Source organism: Enterobacter chuandaensis, assembly GCF_039718975.1.
Taxonomy (GTDB): domain Bacteria; phylum Pseudomonadota; class Gammaproteobacteria; order Enterobacterales; family Enterobacteriaceae; genus Enterobacter; species Enterobacter chuandaensis.
The window spans coordinates 1,578,889-1,601,929 of record NZ_CP097173.1; the positions used below are offsets into that span (position 1 = coordinate 1,578,889).

Consider the following 23,041-nt stretch of genomic DNA (forward strand, 5'->3'; position numbering starts at 1 on the left):
TTAAATCGGGTATAACAATGTTAAGCATCTACGCAAAAAAATTACGTCCGCAACATGAAATGGAAGCCATTATTTCTGCAACCTCAGGTTTTGAAGAGAAAACCTTAAAGAAGTGGCAAAAAATATCGACGTCTGACTCACAGTATATTCATATTATCGTCAGCGGCGAAGTGGAATTCCGACGCGAATCCGACGAGCTGTGCATGTTCACGGTAACGGGCCAGTGCATTTTTGGCCTCTCTTCAATGTACTATAACGCAACCCATATGTACGGCCTCGTTCGCGCCAACACCGTGGTGCGCTCGATCAAAAAAGAGGTCTTCGCGCAGCTGATGACCGACAACAATTTATGGCCTGAACTGACGAAAGTTCTCTCCTGGTACATCTGCATGCTGAGCAAACGCGACGATGTGCTGGTTGCCCGCAGTGCTTATTCGGTGGTACGTGAGTTTTTATATGAAATTAACGATCTGATTGTCCATCATCAGCGCGATATCAATATTTATGATTATATTCAGGAATACACCAACCTGGCTCGCAGCACCATAATTAAAATCCTCTCCGACCTGAAAAAAGGTCAATATATTGTTGTGGAAAAGGGTCGACTCCTTAACCTGACAACCTTGCCTGAAAAATATTAACTATTCCAGCCGATCTCCTTTCTCACTTAAAGGCGAACGTGGATCCGCTTTATGCAACACATCCTTCTGCGAAATATCCTGCGTCTCGTCAACCGGCGGCGCGGGAATTTTGCCTTGCGAATAATCCTGTTGCTGTTCTTTTAATGCCTGCTTAAATATCTCGGTTAGTGAGGCATCGTCACCCCCTCCGCTGGCAGGGACCGCATCGTGCGCTTCGGTTCCGGGTAACGTATCCCGCGATGTATCGTGCGGCACGCCGCCGTCAGGTGCCTGCTGCCAGTCAGCATCATCGCTGTTGATCGGCAGATCCTGCATGGCCGGAACATCAGCGTGCACCGGCGCGGGTTTAGGATGTGGATGCGGGAACGGCTTACTCACATACACATAATGCATATCTGAAAGCTGCGTTTCGGGTTTCGCGACGCTGGCTTTAACCGGTTCCGGCGCCGGATGGCACAGGTTCCAGTAAACGTGTGCGTACAGTCCCGCCATCATCATGGCGCACAGACCCAACGTCCATAAAAAAGTATGACTGAAGAATTTTCTCAGGCTGGGCAGGCGGTACGAAAACCAGACCGCCTCTCCGCTGGTATAGCTGCGCTGAGCCGCAAGACAGATAGTCGACATTAGGAATGCTTCTCCTGCGTTTTAGCGTCTGGTGTGTCATGAGTGGCCTGAAGCAGTACACTCGGCGTGGTATGCGTTTCACGCATCAGCTGCATCAGCGTATCTTCCCCGGGAATACCATCCACGTGCAGATGCATTTTTTGCTGGAACTCACGGGTGCGTTTCATCATCTCCGCCGTCCAGGTTTGTGAATGTGTTTCAGGCTGGGCAAGAGCCACGCTCAGCTGCTGATCCAGCCAGCCCATGTCCTTCGCATCGCTGGCGGCGCTGACGGCATCTTTGCCTTCCGGCGTCAGGCGATGGAGTTGGGTATAGTTCCCTGTCGCATGCTGGTTAAACCAGCTGCGGCTCACCTGCCAGGTGCGGTTATTCATCAGCAGGTCGATAGAGGTATCTCCGACACGGGCGACCACGGCGTAGTTAAGATGGTCACCGGTTTTGAGTTCACTCACCCACGGATAACCTTCCTTCGCGAGCGCATCCGGCGTGGCGCTACCCTGTTTACACATCAGATTCACCTTCGCGGCGTTCTGACACAGGGCATCGTCCGCCGAGGCGTCATATCCCCACATCAGGTAAAGCTGGTGCATCGCATCCGGCTGATTGACCATTTCGTTGTCGATAACCGGCACCACGGGTGCCGCAACTTTCGGTGCCTGCTGTTTCCAGCTGACGGGGACCGGCAGTTGAATCGGAAGTTTTGCGTTAATCGAAGAGGTCAAATACCAGCCGCAGGCGGCGAAAAGTACAGAGGCGAACAGTCCCACGGTTGCCAGGCGCTTACCGTGTTTTTTCGCAGGCAGGATCTCTCCCGCCGCCAGGCGTAAATGACGCGGGCTGACCTGCGCTGAACGTTCGGTCCAGGCAGCCAGCATCGACAGATGCGCCAGCTCATTCAGCTTGCAGATATTTCCTTTGGTCAGCGCGTGCATCTTGCGCACGCGCGCCGGGGTTAGCGGCGAATTCTCGCACCCGTTTTCTTCACACTGCGCCTGAACATAGCTGAGGAATTCCCGGCAGGTCAGGGGGCGTAACGTGTGGCGGGTATGTGCATATTCACGCAGTTGAGATTGCTGCATCAGAACGGCGTCCTGATCCGTCGTGCCCATCAGCACCACGGCCAGACGAAACTCCAGCTCCTGGGCGCGCGCAAGCAACATGCCCAGCACCTCATGGCAGCTCTCTTTCATGGCTTCGGTATGGGTAATGACCAGCACTTTTGTTCTGGTTTTCCCGCTCTGCCACTGCTGCAGCACGGCATCCACCGCCTGAACCCGGTTCTTGTTCTCTTTCGTTCCCGGGCTGAGCTTGTACAGCAGGCTACTGGCACTCAGTTTTGGAAACGCATTGATGGCAAGAACGCCAGGGATCGCCGATTTCAGCGCATGGCTGAACTGACCTGACAGCCGGGCATCGTCGCAAAAGAGACCGCTCACGCCCGCCTGTTGGCTTTTCTCTTTCAGCAGGTTGAACACGTCCTGATGATAAGGCACCAGAAAATCCCCGGATAAACGGGTGATTTCCCTGAACGGCGGGTTTTTAAATTTAAAGTGGCTCTGATACATAACGACTTACCGTCTCTGATTAGGAATAGCAACAGGACGAGAAAGTAAAGCAACGCTATAGGGTGGTCAATTTGCGCACAGGGTAAAAATATCCTGCTGATATCGCCTAACATCTGGATTTTATACGGTCAATATTTTTCTGTATGAAAGTTAGCGGCAAAGTCAGTGGTCGTATTTACAGCAGCTCATTACTATTTTCTCACATATTGGCGCAGCACGACGCTGCTTATTTTCGCTTTGCTAAAGGCCAGATGAAAAATGAGGTTCTCATTTCTGTCACGGTGGATAACCCCTTGCATTATGTTTGCGCTGTTAATTTTTTGCGGCCAGCAAGGGTATCTGACGTTTAAAGATTATAAAAAAGTTACGAATAAGTTGGCTAAATCTGATGAACAGCCGCTGAAAAGTCGTCGTGAAGAAAAGATATTCACCCTTTTCACGGCTGCGGCACGTCAGGACAGCTTACCGGCTGCGGCGAAAGCCCCGCTGGCCGCGGAGATCGAAGGTATCGTGCGCAGCGATGACGCCTGGCTATCCTTCGCGGTGATCAAAACGCCGGGGGGGCAGAAAAGCTATCGTGAAGGCGAGCCGCTGACCGGCTTTAACGATGCCTTTATTCAGGAAATTAACAAAGACAATGTGGTGGTTAATTACGAAGGTGCTACGCAGGTACTGGCATTAAATAAGCCTGACTATTTTAAGGGCGGCGTTGATAGCGGCCCGGTAACCAAATCGACGAAAGATGCAGGCGCGGAAAGCGTGCATCTGGATGATTATCTGGTGTTAAAACCGTTAATCGAAAAAGGCCAGCTGGAAGGCTACAACATCAATCCAAGGAATGCCTCCGCGTTTTATAGCCATTCTGGGCTACAAAAAGGCGACGTGGCAGTAGAAGTCAACTCTGTCGATATGACCGACGAAGCAAAGGCAAAAAGTATTATTGCCAACTGGTCGAAAATGAAAGAAGCGGAGGTCGTCGTCCGACGTCACGCTCACCTTGAAAATATTCGGGTTAATGTTCTAAACAATTAACAAGTGTACAGACATGAAGAAATTTCCTTGGGCGTGCGTGGCGCTGACCGCATTGTCGTTATATTCCAGTTCGCTGCTTGCAGCCAACTTTAGCGCGAGCTTTAAAAATACCGATATCCGCGAGTTTATCGATACGGTAGGCCGCAATCTCAACAAAACCATTCTGGTCGATCCGTCCGTCCAGGGAACCGTCTCGGTCAGAACGTACAACGTGCTGACGGAAGATGAGTATTACCAGTTCTTCCTGAGCGTGCTGGATCTGTACGGTCTGTCGGTCATCCCGATGGACAACGGTATGGTGAAAGTGGTGCGCTCAAGCGTAGCCCGCACCGCGGGTGCGCCGCTGGCCGACAGCAAAAACCCAGGCAAAGGCGATGAGATCATCACCCGCGTCGTGCGCATGGAAAATGTGCCGGTGCGCGAACTGGCTCCGCTGCTGCGCCAGCTTAACGATGCCACCGGTATCGGTAACGTGGTGCATTTCGAGCCGTCCAACGTGCTGCTGTTAACCGGCAAAGCGTCGGTGGTAAACCGCCTGGTGGATCTGGTTCAGCGCGTTGATAACAACGGCATCCAGCGCCGCGAGATCGTTCCGCTGCGCTTTGCCTCTGCCAAAGAGCTCTCCGACATGCTGAACAACCTCAGCAACGAGGAGCAGAAAGGGCAGAACGCGCCGCAGCTGGCCACCAAAGTGGTGGCCGATGACGAAACCAACAGCCTGGTGATCAGCGGCCCGGAAGATGCGCGCGCGCGTACCCGTTCCCTTATTCACCAGCTGGATCGCGAGCAGAATAACGAGGGGAATACCCGCGTCTTCTATCTCAAATATGCCAGCGCCACCAAAGTGGTTCCGGTCCTCACCGGGATTGGCGAGCAGCTGAAAGACAAGCCGGGCACCGCAAAAGCGAAAACTGCGAGTGCCTCGAAGGATCTGAATATTACCGCCGACGAATCAACTAACTCACTGGTAATCACCGCGCAGCCTAACGTGATGAACTCCCTTGAGAAGGTGATCGACAAGCTGGATATTCGTCGTCCGCAGGTGCTGGTGGAAGCGATTATTGCGGAAGTTCAGGACGGCAACGGCCTGGATCTCGGCGTGCAGTGGACCAGCAAGCACGGCGGCGTGCAGTTTGGCTCAACCGGCCTGCCGATAAGCCAGATCAAAAACGGCACCATGAAAGGGGCGAGCTTCACCGGCCTGGCGACCGGCTTCTTTAACGGCGATTTTGGCACCCTGATGACCGCCCTCTCTACCGACGGTAAAAACGACATTCTCTCCACGCCAAGCGTGGTCACGCTGGATAACAAAGAAGCGTCGTTTAACGTGGGTCAGGACGTGCCGGTGCTTTCCGGTTCGCAGACCACCAGCGGCGACAACGTCTTTAACTCCGTTGAGCGTAAGACGGTCGGTACCAAGCTGAAAATTGTGCCGCAAATCAACGACGGCGACATGATCCACCTGAAAATTGAGCAGGAAGTCTCCAGCGTCGACAACAGCGCGACGGAAGATGCCAGCCTCGGCCCAACCTTCAACACCCGCACCATCAATAACGAAGTGATGGTGCACAGCGGCCAGACGGTGGTGCTTGGCGGTCTGATGGAGAACGTGACCAAGCAGTCGGTTTCCAAAGTGCCGCTGCTGGGTGATATCCCGCTGGTGGGACAGCTGTTCCGCTACACCTCGCAGGATACGTCGAAACGCAACCTGATGGTGTTTATCCATACCACCGTCCTGCGCGACGACGACAACTACAGCGCGGCGTCGAAAGAGAAATATGACCAGATCCGCGCCCGCCAGCAGCAGCGCGTGGAGGAGAAAAAGCTCGGCATTATTGAACCCGCGGATAACGCCATTCTGCCCGCGTTTCCCGTCGATGCCGCCGCACCGGTGAAAACCAGCGCCAGCGCATCGCGTAATCCGTTCAAACACTAAGGCGGAGGGGATAACGTGGACGAACTGAGTAAAACGCTGTGCAGCAGCAGCTACGCAAAAGATAACGGCGTTCTGTTCTACAACAATGACGTCTATATCCGTAATGACACCCCGGCGTTTGCACTGCTGGAAGTGCGCCGGGTGCTGGGACGCGCGTTCGTCCCGGTCACCCTGACGCCGGAAGCCTTTGACGAGATGCTGGCTAAAATCTGGCAGCAGAGCAGCGGCGTGTCGCAGCAGCTGGTGGATGATATGGATGTGGACATCGACCTGATGGCGTTAACCGAGGAGATCCCGGATAACGAAGATCTGCTCGATAACGACGAAAACTCGCCGGTGATCCGCCTGATCAACGCCATTCTCGGTGAGGCGGTGAAGGACGGCGCGTCGGATATTCATATCGAAACCTTCGAGCGCACGCTGAGCATTCGCTTCCGCGTCGACGGCGTGCTGCGCCCGGTGCTGCAGCCGGCGCGTAAGCTCGCGCCGCTGCTGGTGTCACGTATTAAGGTTATGTCGAAGCTGGACATCGCCGAGAAACGACTGCCGCAGGATGGCCGTATCTCCCTGCGCATTGGCCGCAAGGCGATCGACGTCCGCGTCTCGACCATTCCGTCCCAGTACGGCGAGCGCGTGGTTATGCGTCTGCTCGACAAAAGTAACCTGAAGCCCGACATCAACAAGCTGGGGCTGATTGATGAAGAGCTGGAGAAGTTAAAAGGGCTGATTGACCGCCCGCACGGCATTATCCTGGTCACCGGGCCGACAGGTTCCGGTAAAAGTACCACCCTGTATGCCATTCTTTCGGCGCTGAACGGCCACGAGCGCAACATTCTGACCGTTGAAGACCCGATTGAATACGAGCTGGAAGGGGTGGGGCAGACGCAGGTTAACCCGCGCGTGGACATGACCTTTGCCCGCGGGCTGCGCGCCATTCTGCGTCAGGACCCGGACGTGGTGATGATCGGGGAAATTCGTGACGGCGAAACCGCGCAAATTGCGGTACAGGCGTCGCTTACCGGTCACCTGGTCATGTCTACGCTGCACACCAACAGTGCCGCAGGGGCGATAACCCGTCTGCGGGACATGGGGCTGGAGTCTTTTTTAATCGGTTCATCGTTACTCGGTGTCATTGCCCAGCGTCTGGTGCGTCGGCTGTGTACGCACTGCCGGACCACCAGTCCGCTGGACGCCAATGAAAAAGCGCTGTTCAGCTTTATGGACGCGCCGCCAAAAGCGATTTACCGCGCGGTGGGGTGTGAGCACTGCCGCCAGAGCGGCTATCAGGGCCGTGCCGGTATTCATGAATTCCTGGTGGTGGACAGCACCATGCGCCGCGCCATTCATGAAGATAAAGACGAAATGTCCATCGAAACGCAGCTCTTTAAGCAGGCCTACAGCCTGCGTGAAAACGGGTTGCTGAAGGTGATTAGCGGCGTGACCTCGCTGGAAGAGGTGATGCGCGTGACCGCCGAACGTGGGGGAGATGCGTAATGGCCTTCTACGCGTGGACGGCGACGGATGTCGCAGGCAAAACCCAGCGCGGCACGCTGCAGGCCGAGGGGCAAAAGCAGGTTCGCCAGATGTTGCGCGAACAAAAGCTGATGCCCGTCAGCATCACCGAAACCCGCGAGGCGGCGGCATCCGGGAAAGCCAAAACCGGGGCTAAGCTCTCCACGCCGGTGCTGTCGATGTTTACCCGTCAGCTCTCCACGCTGGTGAACGCCGCGCTACCGCTGGAGAGCGCGCTGAAGGCGATCTCGAAGCAGACGGAAGACAAAAAGCTGGCGGCAATGGTGGTGGAAATTCGCGAGAAGGTGGTGGAGGGGCACACGCTGTTCGACGCGTTTAGCCAGTTCCCGCGCACCTTCGACAAGCTCTACTGCACCCTGGTGATGGCCGGTGAAAAGACCGGCCACCTGGGCGACGTGCTGGAGAAGCTGGCCGAGTACAACGAGCAGCGCCAGAAGATGAAAAGCAAGCTGACGCAGGCGATGGTCTACCCGATCACCCTGACGGTGGTGGCCATCGCGGTGATCAGCATCCTGCTGGTGGCAGTCGTACCGCAGGTCATTGAGCAGTTCACCCACATGAAACAGCAGTTGCCGATCACCACCCGCACGCTGATTGCGGTGAGCGATTTCCTGCAGGCGTATGGGATTTATATTGTGGGCATCCTGGGCGGCGGCTTTATCGGCTTTAAAACCTGGCTCAGGAATGCCAAAAACCGTTTTCGCTGGCACAGCTGGCTGGTGAACGGCTCGCCGATCAAAAAGCTGGTGTGCGCCATCAACAGCGCCCGCTACATCCGCACCCTGAGCATTCTGCAGGCCAGCAGCGTGCCGCTGCTGGAGGGGATGTACATCGCAATGGACGGTATCGAAAACCTCTACGCCCGGCAGGTGCTGGAGCAGGCCGCTGATACCGTGCGCCAGGGGGCATCCCTGTATGCGGCGCTGGAGCAGGCGAAATTATTCCCGCCGACCATGCTGTATATGATTGCCTCCGGCGAAGAGAGCGGGGAATTAGGTAATTTAATGGACCGCGCGGCGGAAAACCAGGAATCGGCATTACAGCATCGAATTACATTAACGCTGTCGGTATTTGAACCGGCGCTGGTGGTATCCATGGCAACGATTGTTTTATTCATCGTACTGTCAATATTACAACCGCTTCTGCAACTTAATAATATGGTAGGTTAAATCATGGCTTTAAAACATAAAAACCTGGCTCGCCAGGCGGGCTTTACTTTGCTCGAATTAATGGTGGTTATCGTTATTCTCGGCGTTCTGGCGAGCATGGTGGTACCAAACTTAATGGGTAATAAAGAGAAAGCAGACGAACAAAAAGCGACCAGCGATATTGTCGCGCTCGAAGGCTCGCTGGATATGTATAAGCTGGATAACCACCGCTACCCGACTACCGAGCAGGGTTTGCAGGCGCTGGTGACCAAACCTGAAATCGCACCTATCCCGAACGGCTACCGCGCGGACGGCTATATCCGTCGCCTGCCACAGGATCCATGGGGCGGTGATTATATTCTGGTGAGCCCTGGCGAACACGGCGCGGTTGACGTTTTCTCAGCCGGTCCGGACGGTGAGGCCAATACCGCCGATGATATTACAAACTGGTCTCTGGATAAGAAAGAGAAATAATGAAAAAACAACGCGGCTTTACGTTGCTGGAAATTATTCTGGCGCTGGTGATATTTGCCAGCTGCGCCATGATGGTGGTGTCAACAATACCTTCGCGCAGCGGTGCGGATATATTTGGCCAGCAATTGAAAGCCCTCGTTGATTATGGTTCAGACCGCGCGGTGATGGACGGAAATATTGTCGGGCTGGTGATAACCACGGACAACTATCAGCTGGTGACAATCGACGATAAAAACGGTGAACGTCACTGGGTGCCGTTATCCGCGGGCCGAATTACCACCAAAGGTGATTTCCCGGAGGAGATGCACGTTTCGCTCTCGCCGCAGCGTCTGGCCGCCACGGTGGCGTCCGAGCCGCAGGTGATCTTTTTACCGGACGGTGAAATCAGCCGCTTCACGCTGACGCTGCAAAGCTACGACAAACAGCACCATTTCCGCGTGGTGTCGCAAGGGGCGGCCCCGGTATTGGTAGAAAACGATGGCTAACGGCAACAAAAAGCAAAAGGGGATGACGCTGCTGGAGGTGATTGTCGCCCTGGTGATCTTCTCCACCGCCGCGCTGGCGCTGATGAACTCGGTCTCCCTGAACGTGCGCTTTACCCACGGTCTGGCCGACACGCTCCAGGCCAGCTGGGTGGCGGAAAACCAGCTGGCGGAAGCGCAGCTCACGAAAACTGACTTCCCGGATGCTGAACAGCAGGGCGCGGAAATCATGGGCGGACGCAGCTGGGCCTGGCGCAAGCAGCGGATAAAAACCGCCGACGGCGTCTGGGCGAACGCGATCCGCGTTTACGCCGAAGGCGACGACAGCCAGCCGGTTATTTCGCTGCACATCATTCCGCCGGGAGAGGACAAGTGAAAAAAACGCGACGCCAGCGCGGCTTTACCCTGCTGGAGATCATGATTGCGCTGACCATCTTCGCGGTGATCAGCACCCTGGCCTGGCAAATTCTGGACGGCGCGATGCGTACCAGCTCGGCCACCGATGCCAGCGCTGCAAAGCTCAACCAGCTTCAGCGCGCCTGGAGCCTGATGGAGCGCGATTTTTTCCAGCTTCAGGCCCGCGCCCCGCGCAACGAGCCGGAGCTGTTTCGTCAGGAGGGCGACACCCTTGAACTGACCACCCTGAACGGGGTGAGCGGAACGGTCCAGCTGGAGCGCGTGCGCTGGCGGCTGGAAGAGGGGCGCTTGTATCGCGACATCTGGCCGGTGATAGACAGCCCGGTGGACGTTAAACCCGATGAAGTGCCGATTGTCGACGAGGTGAAATCCCTGCAATGGCGTTTTTACCGTCAGGGCTGGCAGAAAAGCTGGAGTGACGCGGGGCATCTGCCGGAGGGCGTGGAACTGACGCTGACCATGGAAAACGGCGACACCTGGCGCTGGGTCTTCACGACCCCGGGTGATATGCCTGAAGCGGCTGCACCAGCGCCCGCCGCCGCGCCGGAGACCGCGCCAGCACCGCCATCGCCACCGGAAGCAAAATCATGAGTGCATTACATAAACAGAAAGGGGTGGCGCTGCTGGTGGTGCTGATCCTGCTGGTGATGATGTCGGCGCTGGCCGCCAAAATCAGCCAGCAGTTCTGCCGCAACCTGCAGAAGACCCATTATCAGGTCAGTCAGCAGCAGCTGCGCTGGGCGATGCTGGCTCAGGAGAAGGTGGTGAAAGACCGCCTGCAGACCGATGCCAGCGGCGAAAGCAAGCCCCTGAATCCTGAAGGCGACTGGCAACAGCCGCTGGAGACCCAGGGCGAAGATTACACGGTGGTCAGCCAGGTTGAAGACGCGCAGGACTGTTTTAACGTCAACAATTTGCTGGCCGCTGAAAAAGTGACGCAGGGGCAAAACGCGCCTGCCGTGCCGGAAAAACCGCGTAACGAGCAGATTGTCGAGCAGATCCTGACGGAAAGCGGCCTCAGCCACACCACGGCGGAAGAGGTCTATCAACAGCTGGTGGATTATCTCGACGGCGACACGACGACGGCCAAAGAGGGGGCAGAGAGCGATGCCTGGGCCGGCGTCGTGCCAGCCCGCCAGCCGGCGAACCAGATGATGCGCGCGATAGCCGAGATCAGGCAGCTGCCTGCGTTCCCGGCAGCGGCCTACCCGAAGGTGAGCAAGCTGCTTTGCGCGCTGCCGGACTCCGCCAGCAAGGTCGATGTGAACACCCTGAAACCGGAGCAGGCCGCCTTACTGGCCGCCCTGTTCCCCGGAAAAATAACCGAAGATGATGCCCTTCGCCTGATTGATTCGCGTCCTGAAACTGGATGGGAAAATATGGAAACCTTCAGCAAGGCGCTGGAGCAGACCTTCCCGCAGTTGAAAGACGATCTCCCGCAGGTGGCTGAGCTTCTCTCCACCAGCAGCCGGTATTTCCGCGTGAACTATACCGGCAATACCGATGAATTAACGCTTCGCGTGGTTAGCCAGCTTCAGGTCAATAACGAAGCCGGTGAGATTGTGACGTGGCAACGTCGTTACCGAATGATTGAATAAGAAAAGTAGATCGCTATGAAACAGGTACTTTTTGTTCGTCCCGATAACCGCGAGGGCGGGAAAATAATGTGGTGTGTCTCCGGCAGCCAGCAGGTTGAGATGCTGGAGAGCCTGGACGCGCTGGCGGAACATCCACTGGCGGCCCGTGTGTGTCTGCTGTTGCCCGCCAGCAGCATGGTCTTTCGCCATTTTACGCTGCCGAAGAAAGTCGCCTCTCAGGCGACGGCATTCTCGTGGATGGCGGAAGAGACGCTGATTGGCGACATGGATAATCTCCACTGGACGGTGCTCAACAAAAAAGGCGCCGAGGTGGATGCGGTGGCGATAGACGCCGATCTGCTGCGCGGGTGGTTGAGCCGTTGTCAGGAGGCGGGGCTGAAGGTGATCCAGGCGCTGCCGGATGCCTGGCTGCTGCCCGTAACGGCAGGCGGCAGCACCCTTGTCGCCCAGGACGACAGCTACTGGCTGCGTTTATCACCGCATGTCGCCAGTGAAATGGAGGCGAGCCTGCTGCCGCTTCTGATGCAGAAGGCCGGAGAGGGCGAAGTGTGTTGTTACGGCGAAGCGCCTGCTGGTGTGGCCGTCGACATCGCCCAGCCCTGGCAGCATCCGCTGGTGCTGATCCAGCCCCAGTGGCAGGCCTGTCGCCTCACGCTCCTGCACGGTGATTTCAGTCCTAAAGCGGGTAACGGTAAAGCCTCGAAAGGCGTTAAAGCGGCGCTCGCCGCAGCGGGCCTGCTCTCTCTCGGCCTGTTGCTGGGCCCGCGCGTGGCCATGGCCTGGATGCTGGTGCAGCAGGAAAATCAGCTTCAGCAGGAGATCCTGCAGGTTTACCAGCACCATTTCCCCAGCATGCGTCAGCAGACCAATATCAAATACCACTTTGGTCAAAATATGAAAAAGCAGAGCAAAGGGGTGTTTCTGCAGCTGGAAGACCTGGAAAAAGCCAGGCAGGCCGTGCCCGCGCTGGAGATCACTCTCCTCGAATACGATGCTCAGCAAAACACACTGACGCTGAGCGCCAGTTCACAAAACCAATCCGCGTTGCAGACGTTTGTAAACCAGGCCGGTGAATATTTTGATTTCACCTTACAGCCGGTTTCGACCTCTGCACCTTATACCGCCATGATCGCAGGGAAATATAAATGAAAGAGCGAATCACGCAGCTTAAGTCTCGTTATCAGAATTACAGCGCCAGGGAAAAAGTTATTCTGAAAATATGTGCCGTCGCACTATTGGGGGCGGTCGTTTATTACGCGGGCATGATCCCGCTGGATAATATGATTCAAAATAGTAAAGCCACGCTGACCAGACAAAAAGAGACGCTAAACTGGATGCGCAGCGAAATAGATAAAAATCACCTCCAGGTTCAGATTGTCAAAACGGATAATCCACGCACGGTGGTAGAGAACAGCGCGCAGGAAATTCATCTGCCCCTGACGGATGTTCGTCAGGATGGGCAAACCTTATCGTTCGTGGTCAACCGCGTTAACGTCTATGAATTAAAGAACTGGCTGCGCGAAATTAACCAGACTTCCGGCGTTCGGCTGCAGAAAATGAACCTCACGCCGGTCGATCACCTCAGTGATGTGAAAGCGGAAGTCCAGCTCACCTGGAGCAAAACGGCATGAGTGCCTTCGCGCTGATGCGGGACGTTTACCAGATAGGGTTTCCGGTAATGAGTGCGATCTTCGGCGGTATTGTCGGGAGCTTTCTTGGGGTGGTCGCCGAACGCGTGCCGGGAATGGTGATGGAGGAGGATGGGAGCGGTAATCTGCTTTTCCCGGCCTCACACTGCCCGGTGTGCCAGCACACGCTGTCCGCCTGGGAGAATGTTCCGCTGGTCAGCTGGCTTTTATTGCGTGGCCGTTGCCGCCAGTGCAGAACGGCAATCCCCTTGCGGATATTTTTAATCGAACTTTTTTCCGCACTGTTTTGCGGCATCACCGCCTGGTGGATGCCGGACATTCAGTCCCTCTTTGCCGTGTGGCTACTGGCCGCCTTTTTGCTGCCCCTGGCGATGATCGACTGGCGGCACCAGCTCCTGCCGGACTGCCTGACTCAGCCGCTGTTATGGGCGGGATTACTGCTGCATGCGGTTGACCACCGGCTGCCGCTGAGCGATGCGCTGTTCGGTGCGGTAGCGGGCTATCTCTCGCTTTGGCTGCTCTACTGGGCCTTTCGCCTGCTGACCGGGCGGGAAGGGTTGGGATATGGCGATTTTAAACTGCTGGCGGCCTTAGGCGCCTGGTGCGGCTGGCAGGCGCTGCCTTCAATTGAGCTCGCCGCAGCGTTGAGCGGTATCGCAGGCTATTTCGCGTTAAATAATTTAAATAAAAATAACCTCACTATTTCTTTCGGACCCTATCTCTCATTTGCTGGAATAGTGGTGTTTATTGGACAGCAGTTTGCCTTCATATTTTAAATATACAGGTCAAGTTTTTTTATAAGTTTTTTTGACGGTGGAAGAGAAGGACGTCTCTTTGCGCTCAGTGTATCGTAAGGGATATAAGCTACACGGAATTTAGGCTTGTATCTTTTTATGGAGGAATACAACGCAGCAAAACGTTTTTTGTCACGGTTTTCAGGTTGGTTAAATACGCATTACGCAAATAGACTCCATGCTCTCAAGGAAGACATGGATTATTACGTTACGAATAAATTTATCAGGAAATAAAAATGAAATTTATGAAGCCTAAATATCTGGCGCTCTTTATTGCGGCGGCAACCAGCTCCGCATTTGCAGCGGCACCAGGCGCACCAACGATCGGCTATGGCAATGACAAATTTGCCCTGGTTGAAGTGGATCAGGCGGCTCAGGACTATAACAATCTGGTCAAAGTGCATAACGATGGCGTGGATGTCAAAGTGGAGTGGAATGTCTGGAGCGGTGATGCGCCGACTTCAGCTAAAGTTCTGCTGGACGGACAGACCGTATGGACCGGTGCAGGCGGCGCGACAGGCTCTGCAACGTTCAAGGTGAAAAAAGGCGGGCGTTATCAGGAACAGGTGGAAGTCTGTAACACCAGCGGCTGTGCGAAAAGCGCCAGCAAGCTGATTATCGTTGCTGATACCGACGGTAGCCACCTGCTGCCGCTGAATGCAGCACTGCAGGAGAACAACAAATCCTTCGCCAAACACACCGATAAAGTGGTTGCGGCCTACTTCCCGGAATGGGGTGTTTACGATCGCGCCTTCCCGGTAGATAAAATTCCTGCGGCTAACCTCAACCACATTCTGTACGGCTTCATTCCAATCTGCGGCGGTGACGGCATCAACGACGGCCTGAAAACCATTGAAGGCGGCAACAGCTTCCGTGTGCTTCAGAACGACTGTAAGGGCCGTCCTGACTATACCGTGGCAATCCACGATCCATGGGCTGCAATTCAAAAACCACAGGCTGGCGTCTCCAACTGGGATGACCCGTACAAAGGTAACTTTGGCCAGCTGATGGCGCTGAAAAAAGCGCATCCGGACCTGAAAGTGCTGCCATCCATCGGTGGCTGGACGCTCTCCGATCCGTTCTTCCACATGGGCGACCCGGCAATCCGTGCCCGCTTCGTCTCCTCTGTTAAAGAGTTCCTGCAGACCTGGAAATTCTTTGACGGTGTGGATATTGACTGGGAATTCCCTGGCGGCGGCGGTGTGAGCGAAACGCTGGGCAACCCGCAGCAGGATAAAGCGACTTATACCGTGCTGATGCATGACCTGCGCACCATGCTGAATGAGCTGTCTGCTCAGACTGGCCGTACCTATGAACTGACCAGCGCCATCGGTGCAGGCCGCGATAAGATTGAAGACGTGGATTACACTGCGGCTCAGCAGTACCTCGACCACATCTTCCTGATGAGCTACGACTTCTACGGCGGCTGGAGCAACACCGTTCTGGGCCACCAGGCTGCACTGCGTGCGCCAGCATGGCGTCCTGACACCGATTACACCACTGAAAACGGCGTAAATGCGCTGCTTTCCCAGGGTGTACAGCCAGGTAAGATCGTGGTGGGTGCGGGCATGTATGGCCGCGGCTGGACCGGCGTGCATGGCTACACCGGTAACAATCCATTCACTGGCACCGCAACCGGTATGGTGAAAGGCACCTGGGAACCAGGCGTGGTTGACTATCGTCAGATCGTCAACGAATACAAAGGCAAACCAGGCTGGGAATACGGCTACGATGCTGACGCGGAAGCGCCTTACATCTTTAACAAAACCACCGGCGACCTGATCACGTATGAAGATGCGCGCTCAACGACGGCGAAAGGTAAGTATGTTCTGGCGAATAAACTGGGCGGTCTGTTTGCATGGTCTATCGACTCTGATACCGGCGACATTCTGAACGCGATGAACGAAAGCCTTCTGGGCGGTGATTCTACTCCGGTTAACCCGGTCGTCACTAACCACGCGCCAATCGCGTCATCAGCGGATCAGAACGTATCTGGCCCGGCAACCGTCACGCTTGATGGTTCTGCTTCCAGCGATCCGGACGGCGATGCGATCACCTACAAATGGACCCAGGTTTCTGGCCCATCTGTAACCATCGCTAACAGCACCAAAGCGAAAGCAACCTTCAACGTTGCGGCAGCGACCACCGACCAGACCATGACGTTCCGCCTGACGGTAACGGATGCAAAAGGTCTGAGCAACGCGATTGATGTGCAGGTTGTGAACAAAGCGCCGAAAGCGAACCAGGCACCCGTTGTCAACCAGATGGAAGCGGTAACGCTGCAGGCAGGGGAAACCTATTCTCTGCATGCACAGGCTGCGGATCCAAACGGTGATGCGCTGACCTACGCCTGGAGCGTTCCTGCGGACATGCACGCTACCGGTACTGATACCGCTAACGTGAGCATCACTGCGCCAGACGTGGCTTCTACATCGACTTACACCCTGAGCGTGGTTGTCGGCGATGGTAAAACCAGCGTGCAGTCTAACGTGCAGGTGACTGTGAATCCGAAACCGGCTGACGTAACGCCATCGGCTGATGAAGTGATCCCACCAGCTGACGACGTGACTCCTCCGGCTGATGATGTTACTCCGCCATCTGACGAAGGTTCTGCAACCGGTAACTGCGACGCGCCTGTCGATGCTAACGCCAGCAAATATGCTGCGTGGGATGCCAGCAAAATCTACAACAATGGCGATACCGTAAGCTTCGACCATCTGGTGTGGAAAGCGAAGTACTGGACGCAGGGCAACCAGCCAGGCTTCGGTGTGGATGCATGGGAACTGGTGAGCAACGTGAAGATGAACTGGCGCTCTGACCTCGTCTACAACGGCGGCGAAACCACAACCTACCAGGGCAACGTTTACCGTGCCAAATGGTGGACCCGTGGTGATAACCCGGCTAACAGCGACGTATGGGTGAAAGAAGGTCCTTCAACAGACTGCAAATAATCTAGCCCGATAATCACTCACCATCCCCACCGGGGGTGGTGAGTGATTCAAAATTCATTTTACAGGATGTTGTTAAGGAGAAATCACTGACGCTTACAGCAGGTAATAATGAAAAAGTTAATGTTGTTTTTATTGATAATAAGCCAAAGCGCGCTGGCAAATTGTTGGGACAGAGCCGCGCATTATTATCATGTCGATCCCTATTTATTGTATGCCATAGCCAATGTTGAATCCGGTATGAATCCGTATGCGGTTGGGCAAAATCATGACGGCACGCGTGATGTCGGGTTGATGCAAATTAACAGCTCCCATTTTACAGAGCTGGAAAGCAGAGGAATTAACGAATATCGGCTGATGACCGAGCCCTGTACGTCCATCATGGTCGGCGCCTCCATCCTCTCCGGAATGATTAAGGTGTATGGCTATAACTGGGAAGCGGTAGGTGCTTATAACGCCGGGTTGAAAAAAGAGAATTATCCGCAGCGGATGAAATATGCCCATAAAGTCTGGGCGAAATATCAGCAGTTAAAATTAGCGGCGCAATATTAAGGTTTTTTATTTTTGAAGAATTCCAGAGGGTGTTCTTCGAAAAGTGAAAACAGCTGTCTGTGGTTTATTTATTAATGGATTAATACATAAGCCGGGATTTAACTTTAATTTTAACTTCAATTAACAGGAATACTGAAATGAATAAAAGGACGTTACTGAGTGTACTCGTTGCCGGCGCATGCGTAGCCCCGTTTATGGCGCAGGCTGCCTCGCTGCAAGCGACCACCAGTGAACCATACACCATGAAAGCCAGCGATCTGGCGAAGAAAGAGAAAGAGCTGACCAGCTTCCCGCTGATGGCCTCCGTGAAAGAGACCATCCAGACGCTGGACAATGCTCAGGTGGAAATGATTGAGCCAGGCCGCGCGGCTAACCCGGACAACGTTAAGCGCGTTGAAGGGATTGTGAAAGCCAGCGACTGGGAATATCTCTTCCCGCTGCGTGCCCAGGCATACACCTACAGCAACTTCCTGAAAGCGGTGGGTAAATTCCCGGCGCTGTGTAAGACCTATAACGACGGTCGTGACAGCGACGCGATCTGCCGCAAAGAGCTGGCAACCATGTTTGCCCACTTTGCTCAGGAAACCGGCGGTCACGAAAGCTGGCGTCCGGAAGCCGAATGGCGTCAGGCCCTGGTTCACGTGCGTGAAATGGGCTGGAGCGAAGGCCAGAAGGGCGGTTATAACGGCGAATGTAACCCGGACGTCTGGCAGGGTCAGACCTGGCCGTGCGGTAAAGATAAAGACGGCGACTTCCTGAGCTACTTCGGTCGCGGTGCGAAGCAGTTGTCTTATAACTACAACTACGGTCCTTTCTCTGAAGCGATGTACGGCGACGTGCGTACCCTGCTCGATAAACCTGAGCTGGTGGCGGACACCTGGCTGAACCTGGCGAGTGCGATCTTCTTCTTCGCCTACCCGCAGCCGCCAAAACCAAGCATGCTGCAAGTTATCGACGGCACGTGGCAGCCGAACGATCACGATAAAGCCAACGGTCTGGTCCCAGGCTTCGGCGTGACTACCCAGATCATCAACGGCGGCGTTGAGTGTGGTGGCCCGACTGAAATTGCTCAGTCTCAGAACCGTATCAAGTACTACAAAGAGTTTGCGAACTACCTGAAAGTGCCTGTTCCGGCGAATGAAGTGCTGGGCTGCGCCAACATGAAGCAGTTCGACGAAGGTGGTGCCGGTGCCCTGAAGATTTACTGGGAACAGGACTGGGGATGGAGCGCGGATACCCCAACTGGCCAGACCTACTCCTGCCAGCTGGTGGGTTACCAAACGCCGTTCAGCGCCTTTAAAGAGGGTGACTACAGCAAGTGCGTGCAGAAGTTCTTTAACGTGAATATCGTTAACGACGATGGTTCTTCCGTAACTCCGGACGAAACCCCGGTAACGCCAACCCCGGCTGAAGATGAAACCCCGGCACCAGCTCCAGCGCCGACACCGGATGAAACCCCGGCAGAACCTGTCGCGGTGAACCATGCTCCGGTTGCCCACATTGCGGGCCCAATCGGCGCCGTTGAAGCGGGTGCGCAGGTTTCTCTGAGCGCGGAAGGTTCTACCGATGCGGATGGTAACAAGCTGACCTACACCTGGCGTTCTCAGGATGGCCAGACCGTGACCGGTCAGGACAAAGCGGTTGTGACCTTCAAGGCGCCAGAATCCGCTACGGCACAGCAGATTGAAGTAAGCCTGACCGTCAGCGATGGCGAACTGAGCAGCACCACCTCCTACCTGCTGAACGTGAAAGCGAAAGCATCAACGCCTTCTCAGGATGACGGTGCTTACCAGGCGTGGAGCGCGAACAGCAAGTACAACGCAGGTGATATCGTGAACAACCACGGTAAACTGTTCCAGTGCAAACCGTTCCCGTACAGCGGCTGGTGTAACAACGCCCCGGCATACTATGAACCAGGCGCAGGTCTGGCATGGGCTGATGCCTGGACGGCTCTGTAAAAGCAAACGGCAACCGAAAGGTTGCCGTTTTCGTATTTGTACTTTCCCCTCATCCTAACCCTCTCCCCGGAGGGGCGAGGGGACGGTACGGTGGCACCACCAGGCAGAAACGCTAGCGATGAAGCTTCCCGTGATCCCGTAACCATGCCGCCGTGCGCACAATGCCTTCATCCAGCGTCACAATTGGCTTATATCCCAGTTCAGTCTCAGCACGCGAAATATCCAGCGTAAAATCAAAGTTAAGCTTCGACACGCCGTAGTGCGTCAGCGCGGGCTCTTTGGCCGATTTACTGCCAAAACGCTCCATGCTGCGGGCAATCATATCCAGCATCGGGTAGGGCACGGAACGGATACGGCAGTTAATCTGCAGTTCATCAATCAGCCGCTGCACAATGCTGCGCAGCGTGCACGGTTCGCCGTTAGTGATGTTGTAGGCGCGACCGGAAGTGAGCTTATCGCAGTCCGGCTGGCTTGCCAGCCACATGGCGTGGACGGCGTTTTCGTAATAGGTCATGTCCACCAGCGCATCGCCGCCGCGCGGCAGCAGCACGCTACCGTAGTGGTGCATCATCTGCGCCAGACGGGGAATAAACACTTTGTCGTGCGGCCCGAACAGGCTCTGCGGGCGCATGACGGTAAAGCGGGTATGCGGGTTCGACTGCGCCAGCAGGTCGATCACCTCTTCGCTGGCCGCCTTGCTGCGGGCAAACTCACAGGCAAAGCGAGCAGGGCGAAAATCTTCCTGCACATCGCGATGGTGATGATAGTCAAAATAGAGCGACGGAGAGGAGATATGAATAAAGTTACGCACGCCCCAGGCGACGGCCCATTCGCCCAGACGACGCGTGGCGCGCACGTTGGCGAGATCGAAGGCTTCCTGCGTTCCCCACGGGGAGGTAAAGCTGGAGCAGTGCCACAGCGTATCGATACCGGCGAGCATCACTTTGGCCTGCGAGGAGACCAGCTCCGTCAGGTCGGCATGGACAAACTCCGCGCCCATTTTTTGCAGCAGTTTACCCATCGCTTCGTTGCGACCGGTGGCCCTGACGCTGATGCCCTTGTTGCGCAGAAATTCGACCGCATTTCGGCCTAAGCCGCTGGTCGCCCCGGTAACCAGTACCTTCATATCAATCCACTGTGTTGAAAAGAATTTCGTGCGCATTCTTTCGTGAATTACGATGTGTTGCAATGGGAAAGGTGAAAGAAAGAGAGTTTTATTAACTTATTTTCGTCTTTTGTTCTGCCAGTTGCGCAATGCGTTTTGCCATTCCCCTGAAGATAAACAGATGGGCGGGGATCATGAAAAGCCAGTAGAACAGACCGGGCATTCCGTGCGGATGCCACCAGGCGCGAACGTCCAGTTCCCGGTGGTCGCCGTTGTCTTTCAGCGTAAAGCAAAGCCGACCTAACCCCGGGGCTTTCATGCCGAACAGCAGCGCCAGCTGTTTTTCTGGCTCGACGATGATCACCTTCCAGCTGTCGACCGCATCGCCCACCTCAAGATACGGGCGTGCCGGGCGGCCTTTTGCCAGCCGGTGACCGACCAGCAGATCCAATGCCCCGCGCGTTTGCCAGAGAATATTGCCGAAGAAATAGCGCTCTTTGCCGCCAATCTGGTTCACGACCTCCCACAGCGCGGCAAGGCTGGCTGAGGTTTTTACCGTACAACCTGCCTGTTTCGGGTAATAGCCATATTCGGGGCGCCAGCGGGCAAAGGCCTGCGCGTCGTAGCCCCAGTCGCTGGAGTTCACCAGCTTCTCTTCTTCTTTCAGCGTATTGCGCACCGCGTCGTCAAAGCGGATCAACGTCTGAGGGATCAAAGCGCGTAGCGCGCGATCGTCCGCCAGCAGATCGTGCTTCAGCCCCTGGATCAGCGCTTTCGCGGTCGTCGGGGGCACCGAGGTGATCACATTCAAAAACCACACCGATATCCAGCGGGTGGGGAAGGGGATGGGGATCAGCCAGCGGCGGCGGCCGCTGACGCGCATGAAATGTTCGAACTGCTCCTGATAGCTCAATACCTCAGGGCCAGCCGCCTCCAGCACACGGTGTTGCTCTGTCGGGTGATCCAGCAGGGCCACCAGATAATGCAGCAGGTTCTCCAGCGCAATCGGCGTGGTGCGCGAGCGCACCCAGCGCGGCGGCGTCAGCACCGGCAGGTTGTAGACCATATCGCGCATCACTTCAAACGCGGCGGAACCCGCGCCAACGATGATCCCGGCGCGCAGTTCGGTGACGGGGATATTCGCCCCGCGAAGCGTGTCCCCCGTCAGCTGGCGGGCGCGCAGATGGTCGGACTGCTCGTGTTCGGGCGCCTGGAGCGAGCTTAAAAAAATCATCTCCTTCACCGGGGTTTGCAGCAGGGCATCGCGGACGTTCATCGCCACCTGACGTTCGTGGGCGATAAAATCCCCGCCTTCGCCCATGCTGTGCACCAGATAGTAAAGCGTGTCGACGCCTTCCAGCAGTGCGGGAAGCGCCTTCGGCCAGTTGAGATCGACGTTGTGACAGGTCACGCCAGGCAAAGTGAGTTTTTGCAGACGCTCGGTGTTGCGTGCCGCTGCCCGCACCTGATGCCCCTGCTGGCTTAACGCAGTGGTAAGATGCTGACCGATATATCCGCTGGCGCCAAGCACCAGAATGCGTTGCGGCACGTGATGCTCCTTAGCGCTGTAAAAATGCCTGCCAGTGTTTCACCACGTCCGCCAGCTGTTCGCGGCTCACATCGAGATGCATCACCAGACGCACGACCGGTGAGGCGTTGATCAGCACGCCACGCGCTTTCATAAATTCACCCAGCGCAGCGGCGTGCTCGTCGCCCACGCGAACGAACAGCATGTTGGTGTCGTGACGCATCACGTCTGCGCCGATCTCGCGCAGTTGCGTTGCCATCCAGACGGCGTTGTCGTGATCGTCCTTAAGACGCGCCACGTTGTTTTTCAGGGCATACAGCCCGGCAGCCGCCAGAATACCCGCCTGACGCATGCCGCCGCCGGTCATTTTACGCCAGCGGTTGGCACGCTTGATGTAGTCCGCATTGCCGACCAGCAGGGAGCCCACCGGCGTACCCAGGCCTTTTGAGAGGCAAATGGTGAACGAGTCGCAATATTGCGTAATCTCTTTCAGCTCGCAGCCGTACTCCACCACGGCGTTAAAAATACGCGCGCCGTCAACGTGCAGGCCGAGTTTGCGCTCGCGGGTGAATTCCCACGCTGCTTTCAGGTATTCGCGCGGCAGCACTTTACCGTTGTGAGTGTTTTCGAGGCTGAGCAGCCTGGTGCGGGCGAAGTGAATATCGTCGGCTTTGATTTTTGCCGCGACTTTGTCGAGCGGCAGGGAGCCGTCCGGCGCGGCGTCAATCGGCTGTGGCTGGATGCTGCCAAGCACCGCCGCGCCCCCGGCTTCGTACAGGTAGTTATGCGCGCCCTGGCCAACGATATACTCTTCGCCGCGCTCGCAGTGGCTGAGCAGCGCCACCAGGTTCGCCTGCGTGCCGGTCGGCAGGAACAGCGCGGCCTCCTTGCCGCCCAGCTCTGCCGCATAGCGCTGCAGTTCGTTGACCGTCGGGTCATCGCCGTAGACGTCGTCCCCGACCGGGGCGGCCATCATCTCTTCGAGCATGGCGCGGCTCGGGCGGGTAACGGTATCACTACGCAAATCAATCATTTCACATCCCTTTATTTTAAG

The 23,041-nt window shown here is 55.9% G+C and carries 21 protein-coding genes; 16 read left to right on the plus strand and 5 right to left on the minus strand.

Annotation, left to right across the window (positions count from 1 at the left end):
- Positions 1-17: 17 nt before the first annotated feature.
- A complete protein-coding gene (locus MX657_RS07635; RefSeq protein WP_080327744.1) occupies positions 18-641 on the plus strand; it encodes a helix-turn-helix domain-containing protein in 624 nt (207 codons plus the stop codon).
- Here the strand turns inward: MX657_RS07635 and MX657_RS07640 are convergent, their stop codons facing one another.
- Positions 642-1,268: a hypothetical protein gene (locus MX657_RS07640; protein ID WP_346807928.1), complete on the minus strand. Its 627-nt coding sequence runs from the start codon at positions 1,266-1,268 to the stop codon at positions 642-644.
- Positions 1,268-2,833 carry an ExeA family protein gene (locus tag MX657_RS07645; protein ID WP_346807930.1) on the minus strand — a complete coding sequence of 522 codons (1,566 nt, stop codon included), beginning with the start codon at positions 2,831-2,833 and terminating at the stop codon, positions 1,268-1,270. The genes MX657_RS07640 and MX657_RS07645 overlap by 1 nt, the downstream gene beginning before the upstream one ends.
- Before the next feature lie 300 nt (positions 2,834-3,133).
- On the opposite strand from MX657_RS07645, the gene gspC reads away from it, so the two are divergent.
- From gspC to MX657_RS07720, 15 genes are all read left to right on the plus strand, one after another.
- Complete coding sequence (gene gspC, locus MX657_RS07650) at positions 3,134-3,865, plus strand: type II secretion system protein GspC (RefSeq protein WP_080327741.1); 732 nt, start codon at positions 3,134-3,136, stop codon at positions 3,863-3,865.
- Positions 3,866-3,878: 13 nt separating this feature from the next.
- Entirely contained in the window at positions 3,879-5,801 is a 1,923-nt protein-coding gene (gene gspD, locus MX657_RS07655; RefSeq protein WP_346807932.1) for a type II secretion system secretin GspD, read from the plus strand.
- Positions 5,802-5,816: 15 nt separating this feature from the next.
- Complete coding sequence (gene gspE, locus MX657_RS07660) at positions 5,817-7,295, plus strand: type II secretion system ATPase GspE (RefSeq protein WP_346807933.1); 1,479 nt, start codon at positions 5,817-5,819, stop codon at positions 7,293-7,295.
- Entirely contained in the window at positions 7,295-8,503 is a 1,209-nt protein-coding gene (gene gspF / locus MX657_RS07665; protein ID WP_346807935.1) for a type II secretion system inner membrane protein GspF, read from the plus strand. The genes gspE and gspF overlap by 1 nt, the downstream gene beginning before the upstream one ends.
- A 3-nt stretch (positions 8,504-8,506) precedes the next feature.
- Entirely contained in the window at positions 8,507-8,956 is a 450-nt protein-coding gene (gspG, locus tag MX657_RS07670; RefSeq protein ID WP_346807936.1) for a type II secretion system major pseudopilin GspG, read from the plus strand.
- Positions 8,956-9,441 (plus strand): type II secretion system minor pseudopilin GspH, encoded by a 486-nt coding sequence (gene gspH, locus MX657_RS07675; RefSeq protein ID WP_346807938.1) that lies wholly within the window; start codon positions 8,956-8,958, stop codon positions 9,439-9,441. Before gspG ends, gspH begins: the two co-directional genes overlap by 1 nt.
- On the plus strand, positions 9,434-9,814 hold the full coding sequence (gspI, locus tag MX657_RS07680) for a type II secretion system minor pseudopilin GspI (protein WP_346807940.1): 381 nt from the start codon (positions 9,434-9,436) through the stop codon (positions 9,812-9,814). The genes gspH and gspI overlap by 8 nt, the downstream gene beginning before the upstream one ends.
- The gene (gspJ, locus tag MX657_RS07685) at positions 9,811-10,446 is read left to right on the plus strand and encodes a type II secretion system minor pseudopilin GspJ (RefSeq protein WP_119914991.1); all 636 of its coding nucleotides are present in this window, start codon (positions 9,811-9,813) and stop codon (positions 10,444-10,446) included. Before gspI ends, gspJ begins: the two co-directional genes overlap by 4 nt.
- A complete protein-coding gene (gene gspK, locus MX657_RS07690; protein ID WP_346807941.1) occupies positions 10,443-11,453 on the plus strand; it encodes a type II secretion system minor pseudopilin GspK in 1,011 nt (336 codons plus the stop codon). The genes gspJ and gspK overlap by 4 nt, the downstream gene beginning before the upstream one ends.
- 15 nt (positions 11,454-11,468) lie before the next feature.
- The gene (gene gspL / locus MX657_RS07695; RefSeq protein WP_346807943.1) at positions 11,469-12,602 is read left to right on the plus strand and encodes a type II secretion system protein GspL; all 1,134 of its coding nucleotides are present in this window, start codon (positions 11,469-11,471) and stop codon (positions 12,600-12,602) included.
- Entirely contained in the window at positions 12,599-13,084 is a 486-nt protein-coding gene (gspM, locus tag MX657_RS07700) for a type II secretion system protein GspM (RefSeq protein WP_218728799.1), read from the plus strand. The genes gspL and gspM overlap by 4 nt, the downstream gene beginning before the upstream one ends.
- The gene (locus tag MX657_RS07705; RefSeq protein ID WP_346807945.1) at positions 13,081-13,878 is read left to right on the plus strand and encodes a prepilin peptidase; all 798 of its coding nucleotides are present in this window, start codon (positions 13,081-13,083) and stop codon (positions 13,876-13,878) included. The genes gspM and MX657_RS07705 overlap by 4 nt, the downstream gene beginning before the upstream one ends.
- Before the next feature lie 254 nt (positions 13,879-14,132).
- Positions 14,133-16,847: a glycosyl hydrolase family 18 protein gene (locus tag MX657_RS07710; RefSeq protein WP_346807947.1), complete on the plus strand. Its 2,715-nt coding sequence runs from the start codon at positions 14,133-14,135 to the stop codon at positions 16,845-16,847.
- A gap of 108 nt (positions 16,848-16,955) precedes the next feature.
- Entirely contained in the window at positions 16,956-17,396 is a 441-nt protein-coding gene (gene iagB / locus MX657_RS07715) for a type III secretion system invasion protein IagB (protein WP_119914985.1), read from the plus strand.
- A gap of 137 nt (positions 17,397-17,533) precedes the next feature.
- Positions 17,534-19,354, plus strand: coding sequence for a glycoside hydrolase family 19 protein (locus tag MX657_RS07720; RefSeq protein ID WP_119914984.1), 1,821 nt, complete (start codon positions 17,534-17,536; stop codon positions 19,352-19,354).
- Positions 19,355-19,466: 112 nt separating this feature from the next.
- On the opposite strand, the gene MX657_RS07725 is transcribed toward MX657_RS07720, so the two are convergent.
- The 3 genes from MX657_RS07725 to ltaE all read right to left on the minus strand — a co-directional run bounded on the left by MX657_RS07725 (position 19,467) and on the right by ltaE (position 23,020).
- Positions 19,467-20,480, minus strand: a complete 1,014-nt coding sequence (locus MX657_RS07725) for an NAD-dependent epimerase/dehydratase family protein (RefSeq protein ID WP_119915033.1) — start codon at positions 20,478-20,480, stop codon at positions 19,467-19,469.
- Positions 20,481-20,571: 91 nt separating this feature from the next.
- Positions 20,572-22,008 (minus strand): SDR family oxidoreductase, encoded by a 1,437-nt coding sequence (locus tag MX657_RS07730; protein ID WP_346807949.1) that lies wholly within the window; start codon positions 22,006-22,008, stop codon positions 20,572-20,574.
- Between the two features lie 10 nt (positions 22,009-22,018).
- On the minus strand, positions 22,019-23,020 hold the full coding sequence (gene ltaE / locus MX657_RS07735; protein ID WP_080327727.1) for a low-specificity L-threonine aldolase: 1,002 nt from the start codon (positions 23,018-23,020) through the stop codon (positions 22,019-22,021).
- Positions 23,021-23,041 lie beyond the last annotated feature (21 nt).